The following is a 13407-nucleotide window of genomic DNA, read 5'->3' as shown; positions in this document are numbered from 1 at the left end:
TGTCGTAATGATTCATCAATTAAGTCTGTTACAAAGACTGATATCTCAGTAAGGGTTACACTGAACTCTTGATTGGTTCAATATTGACTTGAGCAAACATCTCTTTGAGGAAACTCTGTAATGACTCGCTGCTGTCACTACCGATAACACCTGCTAGAGGGATTTCAATTGCTTGGTAGGTAATGTGCTGGGGCAACTTTTGCTCTGTAGACAGTTCGTTCCAGCGTACTACATAGGGATGATTGCGAAACTTTTCATGTCCAGAGATGCGGCAGTAATCTGCTTGATAATGGTGACCAGGAAAAACATACCAACCGAATTTCTTACCTGTATTAGTTGTTGCTGGAAATTCAAAGTCCTCGCCTAGCCATATTTTTAGTTCTGCTGAAGGCAAATGAATATTGGTAGCTAAATTAAAAGTATCAACCACATCAGCACCGCCCACCCGGTTAGCAACCTCCAAGAATACTAAACCGTTTTTATTAGCGATCGCCTCTAAATGGAAGCTGCCATTATTAAGTTCAACAGCACTTAAAACTCGACTCACCCATACTTTATCTGCATCACTAATATCAACTTGCACAGATCCCAAAGGTAGACCGTTAGCATATCCTAGACAATCACCTACATATTGACTGGCAAGTACAATTTTTACTTCGCCATCTTGCACCAAACCATCAAAATGAACGATAGGCCCTTGAATAAACTCCTCCACTTCAAACTGTGTCAAATTAGGGTTTTCCTGATCTAGCAAATCAATTCCAGTATTCTGTGCGTGTAAAGCCAAAAGCAATGAATGAATAGAAGCAAATACCTTCACATTTTCACTAGATGCCCCATCAATTGGTTTAACAACTACTTGGTCTTGCCATTTGGGGAGTTGTTCTATTTTTGATAGAGGTAAAAACTCAGGTACGCGAATTCCAGCAGCAGCAACAATGGCTTTCATAATGACTTTGTTGCGTACTTTTTCTACCTGCCCCAGGGTAGAGCCTGGAATGCCAAAATGTTCTCGGATTTTAGCAGCATCCAGCAGTTCGTATTCAGATAATGATATGATTCGGTCAAACTGTAACTGTTGTTGTTCAATTATTTCAACAACTTCATCCGCAGTTTTACCAACCCCAGGCCGAATCAGCTTTTTACAGTTTACAAATTCAGGAATATTAGTTAGCGCTTTTTCAGTACCAATATATGTAACTTCATGCAGATTATGGTCGATGCCACGATGGTAATCAATTTTGTGATATGGAATGCGGTGTAAAATCAAAATTTCCATTGGTTTTCCTCGAATTTACTAACAACAAAATAGATAAATACAAAACCCTGATAAGTACATATATTCAGATGCAAGAGTTCACAATGAGAACATGAGAATATATTTTCAAAAAGCCATTTGCTAGGCTAAATTTTGTTTAACTAGCCAAAGCCATCATAGGTTGAGTGTGATAGATATAGGCAGCTATAATCTGTTGCCAACAATCACTAATAGCAGTCTTCAACTTCAAAATATCTAACTCGGCATTGGGACTATATACACAAACCATTGCAATGAAATCACCATTATCTTTGGGAATAGCTCTCACCCGATTTCCTTGAATTGGCAGCAGGGTAAAACCAAACCACTCTAGTTCCTGGTTAATTTCAGCTTTGTTGTATAGCTTTAAAGCTCTGTTAAACAAACGTTCAGGTTCATCTTTAACTGCTGTTAAGTCTAAATAACCATCATGGGCACAACCAAGCATAATAGTAGCTGCAATTCCTTGGGGGGCAGGTAATTGCTTTGGTAAAGGCCGACCTAATACTCTATCAACCCAAAGATGATAAAAATTCAAACCGTACACTCGTTCAGCAAGCGACCAAATTTTCATACCCGCAGGGCGGCGGTTTGGTTCGACAACAGCGGCTTGAGTAGCATCTGTATCAATCTTGATTTCATTATGGAAAGGCCCATTACATTGACCAACTAAAACATTTGCTAACTTACCAACACGAGTTAGTAAATGCTCTTGAGTCTGGTTTAATCTGGCTGGTAAAATCTGACCTGTTTCTACTGGGTAACGACCACTAGCACTGCATTTTTCTGTAATAAAGTGCAAATGTCCCAGCCCGTCAAAGGAATATTCTTGTTGTAGAGGAATTACCTGTTCGCAGATAATGCCACCAGAGAAATAAGGCTCAACTTCTTGTAAAGCTTGCTGCAAATCTGCGTTGGTATTTAAAAACAATACTCCTCGGTTATTGCCTTCACAAGCTGGTTTTAATACTACTCCTTCAGGGTAACGCCGCACAAAATCCAATAACTCGTCAGCATTATGGATAGTGGTATGGGCAGGAATGAACATGCCTTGAGGTTCTAATATTGAGCGATGTTCAGCTTCAATTTGACGATAAAGAATTTTGGAAAAAGCCCCAGCCGCTAAAGTGGCGTTATCTACAGGCAAGTTTAATTGTTCTAATAACTGGGCGCCACTTTGTACTGCATTATCGGAGAATACCAAACCACCCCGCAACTGTTGGCGAAAGGGTGCTAGTGCTTTGAGTCCAGCAATAACAAAATCTGGCTTGCAGGGATCTAATGCTAATGCAACGTCAGCAATTCGGTAATCATGTGGAGCCGGGTTAGCGCGGAGTAGCAGGGTTTTGACACCATAGCGCTCATATGCATATTTCCGCATAGATGCCACATCTTCAATACGGCTGAGATTGTAATCAATAATTAGCAAAAATGAATTTGAATTTTGTGTCATGGTCATTTGTTTATGCAATCAGAAAAATTATTTACTAGTGATACCAATTCTGTAAAATTTCGCAATACATTTAAATTCCAAAACCCAAACTATATCTGAAGTACAGACGATTCGGCGAATCGTCTCTCCAATTACGCATTGGTATAGTTTGTCAAGAGTCAACAGACCAAAGTAACCTTTGACTCTTGACAGAGTTGCAAAAAAAGTATGCAACTTAAAAGTTCAGTAGCTGATTACTCGTAATCAACTTGAATAGTATTGCGAGATTCAGTGATTAATTTTGGCAGCAGTTCATTTTTTTTATCTTGGGGGATAGCCCAGAGAACTTGTCCAAGAAATACTTCTCGCGCCGTTTCTACCACCTCTGTACCACTCTTTAAAGACACTTGCACAAGTTCCGGTTCTAGACAGCAGATGTTCTGTTGAATTGTGCGAATCCGACCAGCGTGGGCAAAATAAACCCGAAAATAACTGCTCATCGGACTTTGTTGATAAGTTTCTGTACCCAGATCAAACTTTGCTAGTTGGGCTTTTTGCTGTAACTGTTCCTCGGCTGTCTGATACAGCAGATTATTCAGCCATAGCTGAGTCATGCTTACGCCTTGTGTCAATATACTGACACTGGGTGAGATTAATGCACCCCCCACTCGCGGATTGATTTCAATTACTTCCCAGTGGTCGTTGTAACACCTTGCTTCGAGATGATAGCAACCCCATTGCAACTGCAAATGCTGGAAAATTGTTTCAATCCAAGCTCTAGCTTTTGGCAGCTGTGATTCATTTAAGTTAATGGGTGGTGCAACACAAGCATTTTCTAGAACTGCACTACCAGATTCGTCTACTTCTATCTTTTCATGAATAGCAACAACGAACGGTTGTCCATCAACAGCGATAATCTCAAAGCTAAACTCTTGTCCGGGTATGTAATCTTCTGCCATAAAACCACGATTGGCAGAAAATATGGAACTGTATATCAAGTCGGTTGCTATCTCACTTTGAATCTTTTCGATATCTTGCCAGCTTTTGTCTGTGGTCAAACGAAAGGTGGCGTAAGAAGCAATACCTGTGACTGGTTTGATGAAAGCTGGTTTGCCTTTGGCTTGCAAATCTATCCATGTATGCTCGTCAAGTAATACGGAATTAACTTGACTCAAACCTGCTTGATTTAACTGCTGTCGTAATTGATATTTATTCAACAACAATTCGACCTGAGCAGGTTCCATATCAGCTACACCAAGGATTTGATTGGCTTTTGCCATCAGAGTGCGATAGCCTTCCCAAACGCTCAGACAGCAAACTATGTGGTAACCCTGTGCTGCTAATTCTTGCATTACCTGCTCTACATCTTCCCAGGTGAGGGCATGGTTTTCGCTCACTGCCAACCACGCACTTTTTTCTTGCAATTCCTGAATCCGGTAACTGTTAGCTGGGAGGGGAAGGGAAGAGAGTACAAAACTCTCTAAGCTGTGTTTAGCAGCATTACTAATCAGCTCTTCCATGAAGGAATAACCGCAGTGGCTTAGTAATAAAACACCTGTTTTATTCATAGTTTTCTTATGCTGCTACTGATTTTTTTTGAGCAGAATCAACGATATCTGCATAAATCTCACGGAAGTACATAGCTAGAATGTCCTGTTGTTCTTGCAGATATTTCTTCAAGTTAGCAATGTCTTGTTCGTTCTTGATGATGTAACGGATAGCATTCCACACTTCACCAGGATGGTCATCATTGGTATCAGTATAAGAATGAGCAATTTGACCACCAATTTGATCGGCACCAAGGGATTTTGTCATGGCATCAATCTTCTTTGGCTCCATTTTGACGTTGACATATTCTACAAGATAGGAATAAGCTAAAACGCCAAGAGGCCCTTCGTGATCTAACAGATAAGAGAAGAAACCAACTAATAGTTTAGTAGAGAGGTAGGGTTCAGTATTCAATAACTGTTCGCGGGATACACCAGCTTTTTCTAAGTCTTGGATAAACAGTTCATCGTGCAACATTTCTTCCATTTCGTAATTTGCCCAAATCTGTGCTGCTTCTGGGCTTTGTTTGGCTATTTCTGCTATGGCTTTGGATTCAACTACTCGTAAGAGGCGAATACGCCAAACAGTTTCAATCAAGTGCCGTTGATAATAACGCTGATTTATGAGTTCGCCTTCAAAATGGCTTGCAAAAGGAACTGTTTGTTGCCATTTCTCAATTTGTAAATCAATAAATTTATCAATTTCCTGACGCAGATTAGCAGATGCAATGGGATTTAGGAAAGGTTTTTGACGAACTAAGCCGATATTTTGACAACGATTCATATTTTGTCTCCTGTTATTGTTGATATTGGTGAAAATGGAACAAATTAGTTAAAAGTAGAAGATTGAAATACTGAACAATATCTCCAGATTGAAGTGCTGGTATATTCAGTTCTAATAAATTTCCGTGAAACATGACTACACAAGCCAATATATAGGAGTAGTGACTGTTCTAGTCTCACTAAATATCGGTACTTGTATATTCTTGATCAAAGTGATAAGAAAACTCATTAAATGATGCATTTTCAAAGCTTCTTGCATAAGATATGATGTGGCTATTGATATCAATATCTTGTCCATCATAGTGATTGATTCTATCATAATCAATTGCAGATTCTAATCGATATAAAAAAGACATTTTAGGATTTGATTCGGTGTTTGTGGAAGCGTTCATGGCTAATTTACTGTTAGTAATTAACGAATGATGAAATGAAAAAAAATAAGAGATGGATAAATAGTCTAACTGCTAACAGGTTGAATCGTGATATCACCTTGTAAGCGACATTGGCAGGCAAGTCGATAGTACTCTTCGGGATAACCTAAAGTAGTTAAAAATTCCCGTTCTATATACTTGGCTTCAGTCAGATTTTTGGTACCTTCTAGTACTTCAATAACACATGCACCACAGGCTCCAGCACGACAGCCAAAGGGAATTATAGTTTCTTTGACTTCTTCTAAAAGAGTTAAAGCTGAGTTCTTTGGTAGTTCAATTAATTCGCCTGAAGGCTTAATTAATACATTTGGCATACATTTTTTTGGCGGTGTAGAAAAAGCCCTTGCTTTTAGGCATTTTTTTAATTTCCTCTTGAATCTACAATCGCCAACTTTTAAATTACGCAAAAAAAGAAAAAAAAATCTAGATCAGTTTAAGAGCAGTACCTTACATAGCTTAAAGGATGTTTGGAAAGTCTGTTAGGCAGTAAAAAAAGCCCTCAAGGCATAAGCTGTAAATTCTTAGAGTTCCCTAAATAACCGTGATTGACTTTACCTTCATACCTTGGACTCTACCCTTGGTGGACAAGAGCTTTGGCAGTAACATATAAGCGCAAAGTTATTTCTGAAGGTGGATGCATAATAATGGCTCAACGTAAAACCTTATTTAAGTCTGATATTCAACTTTCTTACTTGGAGTGGCATCAAGGACAAAAACCTTTACTGCTATTACATGGCTTGGCAGACAACGCTGTGGTTTGGTCTAGCTTAGGTGATTACTTGGCAGCAGACTATCACATAGTTGCACCAGATATGCGTGGTCATGGTGAAAGCAGCAAACCAGAGAAAGATTATAGTTTTGCAAGTGCGATCGCAGACTTGGAAGTACTCATGGATCAGCTGGGATGGTCTTCTGCTCATGTTGTCAGTCACTCTTGGACGGGTAAATTAGCTGCTATCTGGGCAAGACAAAATCCTAAACGTTTGCGGAGTTTGATTTTGGTCGATCCGATTTTCATCTGGAAAATGCCTAATTTCCTGAAGTTAACATTGCCAATTTTGTACCGTGTCTTACCTTTCCTCAAAGGTATGGGGCCGTTTACAAGTTACGAGGAAGCAGAACAGCAAGCACGTCAATTGAGCCTATATCAAGGATGGACTGTTTTACAGCAGCAAGTGTTCCAAGCAGGAATTGAACAAAAACCTGATGGTAGTTGGGGTAGCAAGTTTACTGTTGCAGCCCGCAATGAGATTTTTGAGGAAGTACTGCAAGTCCCAGGTTTTACAATTCCCCTTGACATTCCTAGTTTATTCATACAACCGGAAAAAGGTGTTAACCGCCAAGATTGGCAACTCCAACCTTACAAAACCTACTTGAAAAACTTACGTTTGTGCCGAGTTCCCGGCAATCATTGGCCCTTTTTGAGTAATCCAGAGGCATTTAACCGGACTGTAGCAGCTTTCCTCGCAGAAGAATATAGGTGAGATACATCTCATTATCGCTCGACCCAAGACAAAAATTCAACAAGAGCGATCGCTACTTTTACCACAGATTCAGCCAGTCATGAGCCTTTGTATCAATCCAGTTTGTCTCAAACCTAATAACCCTGATAATCATCAAAACCGTTTCTGTCAAAATTGTGGTTCTCCACTAGAATTGCTGGGGCGTTATCGGGTGATGCACTTGCTGAGTGACAAAACTGATTTTGGCAAAGTCTATGAAGTATACGAACAAGACACACCAAAAATCCTCAAGGTACTTGCACACAATTTATCAAACGACGCCAAAGCAGTGAAAATGTTTCGGCAAGAAGCAGATGTGTTGAAAAAGTTGCATCATCCCGGCATTCCCAAAATTGATGACTATTTTCAGCATCAAACTAGAAATAATTTGGTGTTGCACTGCATAGTAATGGAAAAAATCGACGGGTTGAACTTAGAACAATGGCTAAAGCAACAGCAAAATCATTTCATTTCTCAAGAACAGGCTATAACTTGGCTCAAACAGTTGGCAGAAATTTTAGATCTAGTGCATGGCAAGCTATATCTGCATGGAAATATTCAGCCATCTAACATCATGATCCGCAGGGATAGACAGTTGGTATTGATTGATTTTGGCACTATCAACGAACTAACAAGAACCTACCTATCGCAACTCAGCAAAGACAGTGGCAACATCACAAAAATGATACCATCAAGTTACAGCGCTCCTGAACAAATAAACGCGATCGCTGTACCGCAATCAGATTTTTTTGCTTTGGGACACACCTTTGTGTTTTTGCTAACTGGGCATCATCCTCTAGATATGTACGATGTTCACCAAAATGTATGGCAGTGGCAAGGTCATGCTACTCATATCTCACCCTTGCTGTTGAATTTAATTGATTGGTTAATGATGCCGGAGGTAGAGAACCGTCCTACTAATGCCCAGGAAATTTTGCAGCGCTTAGAAGAAATTGAACAGCAACATACTCGCATCAATGCGTTGGGTATTTATCAACCTGAACAGTTAGCCCAACCAAAACAGAATATACTCTCGTCATCACCACATAAGCAACCAGAAAAATTGGCTCTCCCAGCACTATTTGCAGCGTTGCTGGTGTCATTGGGATTACTGAATGTCATAGGTTTAGTTACAGGCTATCCCAAATTGACCGCCTTTCCCAACAATGGACAACATCCACAAAGAAAAGGCAAGATTGATTACTTTCCGTATGCAGAAGGTAGAGATAGTCAAGGTAGAATTGCCGAATTTAATATAGCTGTTTTATCAATAGAGTATAAATGGCTTTACGGGAGCAATTTTCAAATAAAATATAACGATCAAGTTATTAGTATTGAAGTTTTAAAGTTAAATTTACAACAAGAAGGTATACAGCAGATAATGGAAAATCCCAATGAAATTATCTCTGTAGGTACAGCTACTTGTGAGGGTAATGTAGGGGTTGGACAACGCATAGCTTTAGAGCGTTCTAAGCAGGTACAATTTTTAGCAAAAAAGTTATTTAATAATACACCAAGCGTGAAAAATTATCGCTTATTAAATCTTGGTCAATTTCTCCGGAATAATTGTCAAAAAAATCAAGATTTAACTGCATACCAGAGAAGTGTAATTATTATGGGTGTCAAAAAAAAGTCAGCAGGTGTAATTCTGGATGAAGCGTTAAGAGATAGGTTAGATAAGAAGCCTTTTGGTGATTTTAAATTAAAGGATTATTCCTTGGGTTCGGTGGATAAGTTTAAAACTATATCTAGTAATTTGTAGTTTATCTCATATTTTTGGAATTTTAGATTTTAGATTTTGGATTTTCAGGATTTATAGCAAAGTGCTGAGGAGCCAGTGCGTTGGGGAGGCAGCGCGTTGGACGGGTTTCCCGCCTTGAAGCACCTGGCGTTGCTGAGTGCTGTAGACGCACCAAGCGGCTACTCTTCTCCTTCAAAGACGCTCTTGCTAGCTTGCTTAAGCGTAGGGGTACGAGGAGAACGCCTAACGGCGAACCCGCTATCGTGGAGCCAGCTGCGTGGTCAGGCAACGAGCGTACTGGCTCCCCTACTGAGGCTGCAATTTTCAGTCGTTCAACTTGGTGCTGCATAAACTAAAAGCGACAAACCTATTGATTGAGTGAAGGGATTCAAGCCCAGAATAAAACACTCATATTAAACGGAGAAACGGTTATGAAAATGCAAATTTTGTTGAGTCTTGCCTGTTCTATGTCTTTGTTGGGTTCATTTGTAATGCCAGCTAATGCCCAACCAGTTACAACTCAACCTACCGTGCAACCTCAGTCTCAAACAGTTAATGAAGAGATTAGCATTCCTCAAGATACAGCGATTATCATCTCATTTCCTGCGCCCGTTACCGTAGATGTTGGTCAAAAAAAGGATTATCCCCTCACAGTTCCTTTAGCTAATCCAATTAAAGATGCTCAAGGTAACACTATAGCGCCTGAAAATACTCCTGTAACGATTGTTCTTAAACCAAAAGATGGAGGTGCTAAAATTGTGGCGCAGTCTTTGGTAATTAATGGTCGAATTGTCTCGATTCAAGCATCAAGTCAAGTAATTCCAGGCACTACCATCACCCATAAACGAGCTAATGAAAAAGCTGTGGAAAATGGTTCTGTTTGGGGCAGAATTGGTGGCAGTACGTTGGGCTTTTTGAGCCAAGGTGATCCGGATCAGTTTGACAGAGGAGCAATGCTAGGAAGCGCTGTAGGATTGATCGCCGGCTTGCGCTCCCCAGAAAATACTCGTGTTGTACAGATTCCACAGAGTAGTGTTTATGTCTTGTCCCTTGAAGCTCCAATTAGTTTGTCTACTAACCACTAATTTGAACTTGACTAAATGCAGCTGTTTTCAGCTGAATTAATCAGATTTTTGTGCCTCATGCAGAAGCGCCAAGAAGAACGCTTTCTTAAATTGGATGCAGTATTGTTAAATGGAAGTTATGTTTGTTTTCAGGTTTCAAATACCTCTCCTGCAAAGGTTGCCACTGCTGCCACGATTTGAAACGATTTTGTGCTAACAAACTAGCAAGTGTTGGTAATTTTGTGTGAATTTCTGACTTGAAGACATCCACAAGCCACTCACCCATCACTACACTATCTTGCATAGTACCTAAAATGTCTTGGATACTTTTCACTTCTGCAATGTAAGCAGCGTAAGACTCTCCATATAAGTCTGTAAATAACTCCATCTGGTAACGCACGCGTTTAGCTTGTTTCCGTAAATCATGAATAGTTTCGCCTTGAGTTGCCAATTGTTGTTCTAGCTTTTCTGCTTTCCAGTCGGTGATGACTATTACCTCTGAATTTACAACTTGGGTGCCAACTAGCCAACCTGGATGTAGCAAGAAACGGCTGATTTCAGGTAATAGTAAATCTGGTAGCACCTGCTGAATTTGTAGAGATGCTAAGGGTTGATAACTGGGTTTTTCCAACCAATCTTCTAATGCATGTTTTAAAGATTTGTAAGGTTCATCCTTTAAAGTTGACTCTACATTGGAGAAAGCATCTTTACGTTGTTTAGCTAAAGCATCAAAAGCTGTTTGCAGAGTTTCCTGTTCTTTGCGAGGTAAATTTGGTTGATAAAGTGTTTCTAAACTTTCTTTGAGGACATCTAAGTCTCGGAGATTACCAAGACGACGGGCAATTTTACCTATATTTTTATCACTGGCTGGCTTCGACAACTTTAGTGCGATTTCAAACCTACTTATGGCTGTGCGTAGGCGACGCATCCCTACTCGCATTTGGTGTAATGCTTCTGGGTCTTCATCTTTCTTAACTGATTTTTCCCACTTCAAGGTTTTCTTAAAGTGTTTTTGAATCGCTTGGTAAGCGTAGTCTCCTAAAGTTTTTACAGTGGTTTCTGTAGCTAATTTCATAATTGATAGCAATAAACTACTTAATCAAGTTCTTGCATGATAGCATTAGTTAAAAAATTTCATCTATCTTTTGATATTTATTTTTCATATAAATCTTGGGATATAAATATTATTATTACCATTGATACTTGATATCTTGATGACAAGATACAAATGCTAGGATAAGTTAAGGTTATTTATTTACCTTGCAAATTTGTATTTTGGTTAGGTTGTTAGATGATTGTCTATTGCCAAGTATTAGATGACACACTAAGATAGCAGGATTAACAACTTTTAAACCTGAGAGATGAGCTAAAATGTCAAATTCGCATCTACTCCATCAAGTTTCTTTAACCTTTGCTGATAGCTTTAAAGAACATAGGGAAAACCTTTCAGGTTTGCTATTAACTCCTGATAGTCATTTATGGTTAGGGTCAGATGAAACCTCAACGATTGAACGTCTTTCTTTAGTTGATACTGAAAAATTTACAGGTCATCAAGAATTTCGGGTGGCAGAATTTATTGATTTACCTGCACCAGAAGATCAAGAAATTGATATTGAAGGGCTGGCTTATGCTGATTATTATTTATGGCTAGTAGGTTCTCATAGTTACAAACGCAAGAAACCCAAACCTGGTAATAACGATAAGAAAAATATTATCAGGCTCACAAAAATTGAATCAGAACTCAATCGCTACATTTTAGGAAGAATTCCCCTTGTAAATGGTAAGTTATTCTCGTCTTGTCCACACCCCCAAAATCCAGATGTCCAGTTGAGTGCTGCGAAACTAGAGGTAACAAGTCAAGGTAACTTGCTCATGGAAGCTTTAGCGAATGATCCACATTTGAGTTCATTTATTAAAGCAGCAATTCCGGGAAAAGACAATGGCTTTGATATTGAAGGGTTAGCTATTTATCAAAACTCAATTTTTCTAGGTTTACGCGGCCCTGTTGTCCGGGGTTGGGCTATGATTATGGAAATAGAGTTAGAAGATTCTAAACCAGGTTTGATGAAATTGCGAAAAATTGGAGAAGATAATAAAGGATATAAAAAGCATTTTATCTGGCTAAATGGGTTGGGAATTCGGGATTTGCTCGTGCAAGGTGAAGATTTGTTGATTTTAGCCGGGCCCACAATGGATTTAGATGGGCCTGTGCAAGTTTATCGCTTAAAAAATGGTGTGCATTTGTCAGAAAATGTGCTGAACAATCCAGAGGTTATACAAGAAATTCCTTATGGAAATCGAGATGATCATGCTGAAGGCATGACTTTATTTGAGGATGTTATTGGAGAACCTTCGCTGCTGGTTGTTTATGACTCCCCGGCAAAGGCTAGGCTGGTGGATGATAGCAGCGTGCTAGCTGATGTGTTCAGGCTGGGATAGGAATGAATTGCGATCGCAGTTAGTTTTTTATTAAACCGACAAAAGTAGCGATCGCTCACTTACAATTTCATTTTTTTGGCTTTGGTGGTTTTGCAGGTCTAGCTGTTGCAGCATTGTAACTATTTCCGTCTCCTGAATTACCTCTTTTTGTATTTTCTTGGGAGTCGTCCTGAGAGTCTTTAATCTTCTTCTTTGGCTTTGGCTTTTCAATAACCTGAGATGATGCTACTGACAGAGGAGGAAATCTGCGGTTATCTCGAATACCCATTATTTGTAATGGTGTTGGTAAAACTGGACGTTCTGTATATTCATTAGGCTCAATTGTCATATACCGAGTTTCGTCTTTTTCAGGAGTAACATCCCAACGCAGCATTGCTAACAGCATCTTGATGCGAGGATGAAACAGAAGCGATCGCACAACAAAATTCTCCCTCATCCACACCCCACCAACTTAGCAAGGTAATTAATGTATCTTATATTACTTGCTCTTGGGAATTTAAAGGTTGGTGGAAATTGCCTGTACAGGACAGGTAGGGATACATTGTTCACAGACAATACAACGCGATCGCGTAAACGTCAGTTTATACGTTTCTGGATTCAGGGTGAGGGCTTCAGTAGGACAAACCCCAGTACACAAGCCACAGTGGACGCACACATCTTCATCGATCGCAATTTCGCCTAAAGTAGAGGAGACAGTAATATTGCGCGATCGCATCCACTCGATAGCCGCATCTAACTGATCGATGTCTCCTGATAGTTCTAAAACTAGTTTGCCAATTTGATTTGGGGCAACTTGGGCGCGGATAATACTTGCGGCTACGTTAAATTCTTTTGCCAGCAGGTAAGTCACTGGCATTTGAATGGCACGCTTGGGAAAGGTGAGAGTGACTCGTTTTTTCACAGGTTTACAAGAGTGGAGAGTTAAAAGTTAGGAGTTGGGAGTTAGGAGTTAGTAGGGGTGCAATGCCTTGCACCCGTAAAGGAGTCAGGAGTTATAGCGGTCGAAGCATAGTTTAAGACAGTGCTGATTGCTACTAGCCTTGAAATAACTTGCTTTCTACTCAGCACTCAGCACTCAGCACTTTGCCATAACAAAATACTAACAATTGATGGCTTGATTCTGAATCTTGCCTACTTCATATCAGCTAGGACAGCGGCTGTGGTCAGTTAA

General features: G+C 39.7%; 14 protein-coding genes. 4 read left to right on the top strand and 10 right to left on the bottom strand.

From position 1 onward, the window contains the following. Positions 1-55: 55 nt before the first annotated feature. The 6 genes from I8748_RS15345 to I8748_RS15320 form a co-directional block, all read right to left on the bottom strand. Positions 56-1279 (bottom strand): ATP-grasp domain-containing protein, encoded by a 1224-nt coding sequence (locus I8748_RS15345; protein WP_198125446.1) that lies wholly within the window; start codon positions 1277-1279, stop codon positions 56-58. Positions 1280-1415: 136 nt separating this feature from the next. Further along, positions 1416-2750 carry an ATP-grasp domain-containing protein gene (locus I8748_RS15340; RefSeq protein ID WP_198125445.1) on the bottom strand — a complete coding sequence of 445 codons (1335 nt, stop codon included), beginning with the start codon at positions 2748-2750 and terminating at the stop codon, positions 1416-1418. Between the two features lie 233 nt (positions 2751-2983). Next, positions 2984-4297, bottom strand: coding sequence for an ATP-grasp domain-containing protein (locus I8748_RS15335; RefSeq protein WP_198125444.1), 1314 nt, complete (start codon positions 4295-4297; stop codon positions 2984-2986). Positions 4298-4304: 7 nt separating this feature from the next. Continuing rightward, entirely contained in the window at positions 4305-5060 is a 756-nt protein-coding gene (locus tag I8748_RS15330; protein ID WP_198125443.1) for a heme oxygenase-like domain-containing protein, read from the bottom strand. Between the two features lie 178 nt (positions 5061-5238). Continuing rightward, positions 5239-5451: a hypothetical protein gene (locus tag I8748_RS15325; RefSeq protein ID WP_198125442.1), complete on the bottom strand. Its 213-nt coding sequence runs from the start codon at positions 5449-5451 to the stop codon at positions 5239-5241. 65 nt (positions 5452-5516) lie between these two features. Then, the gene (locus I8748_RS15320) at positions 5517-5804 is read right to left on the bottom strand and encodes a 2Fe-2S iron-sulfur cluster-binding protein (RefSeq protein ID WP_198125441.1); all 288 of its coding nucleotides are present in this window, start codon (positions 5802-5804) and stop codon (positions 5517-5519) included. A gap of 330 nt (positions 5805-6134) precedes the next feature. Between I8748_RS15320 and I8748_RS15315 the strand changes: the two genes are divergently transcribed. Next, the gene (locus I8748_RS15315) at positions 6135-6974 is read left to right on the top strand and encodes an alpha/beta fold hydrolase (RefSeq protein WP_198125440.1); all 840 of its coding nucleotides are present in this window, start codon (positions 6135-6137) and stop codon (positions 6972-6974) included. Between the two features lie 79 nt (positions 6975-7053). Beyond that, positions 7054-8754, top strand: coding sequence for a serine/threonine protein kinase (locus I8748_RS15310; RefSeq protein WP_198125439.1), 1701 nt, complete (start codon positions 7054-7056; stop codon positions 8752-8754). A 22-nt stretch (positions 8755-8776) separates the two neighbouring features. Here I8748_RS15310 and I8748_RS15305 read toward each other — a convergent pair whose 3' ends face one another. Then, positions 8777-9082 (bottom strand): hypothetical protein, encoded by a 306-nt coding sequence (locus tag I8748_RS15305; protein WP_198125438.1) that lies wholly within the window; start codon positions 9080-9082, stop codon positions 8777-8779. An 82-nt stretch (positions 9083-9164) separates the two neighbouring features. On the opposite strand from I8748_RS15305, the gene I8748_RS15300 reads away from it, so the two are divergent. Further along, a complete protein-coding gene (locus tag I8748_RS15300) occupies positions 9165-9818 on the top strand; it encodes a hypothetical protein (RefSeq protein ID WP_198125437.1) in 654 nt (217 codons plus the stop codon). Between the two features lie 85 nt (positions 9819-9903). Here the strand turns inward: I8748_RS15300 and I8748_RS15295 are convergent, their stop codons facing one another. Then, positions 9904-10872 carry a CHAD domain-containing protein gene (locus I8748_RS15295; RefSeq protein WP_198125436.1) on the bottom strand — a complete coding sequence of 323 codons (969 nt, stop codon included), beginning with the start codon at positions 10870-10872 and terminating at the stop codon, positions 9904-9906. Positions 10873-11168: 296 nt separating this feature from the next. Here I8748_RS15295 and I8748_RS15290 point away from each other — a divergent pair, with 296 nt between their 5' ends. Next, complete coding sequence (locus I8748_RS15290) at positions 11169-12236, top strand: DUF3616 domain-containing protein (protein WP_198125435.1); 1068 nt, start codon at positions 11169-11171, stop codon at positions 12234-12236. 67 nt (positions 12237-12303) lie between these two features. Here the strand turns inward: I8748_RS15290 and I8748_RS15285 are convergent, their stop codons facing one another. Beyond that, on the bottom strand, positions 12304-12672 hold the full coding sequence (locus I8748_RS15285) for a hypothetical protein (RefSeq protein ID WP_198125434.1): 369 nt from the start codon (positions 12670-12672) through the stop codon (positions 12304-12306). A gap of 60 nt (positions 12673-12732) precedes the next feature. Next, positions 12733-13137, bottom strand: coding sequence for an NIL domain-containing protein (locus I8748_RS15280; protein ID WP_198125433.1), 405 nt, complete (start codon positions 13135-13137; stop codon positions 12733-12735). Positions 13138-13407 lie beyond the last annotated feature (270 nt).

The organism is Amazonocrinis nigriterrae CENA67 (assembly GCF_016056305.1).
Lineage (GTDB): Bacteria > Cyanobacteriota > Cyanobacteriia > Cyanobacteriales > Nostocaceae > Amazonocrinis > Amazonocrinis nigriterrae.
This window is presented reverse-complemented; position numbering and strand designations above follow the sequence as displayed.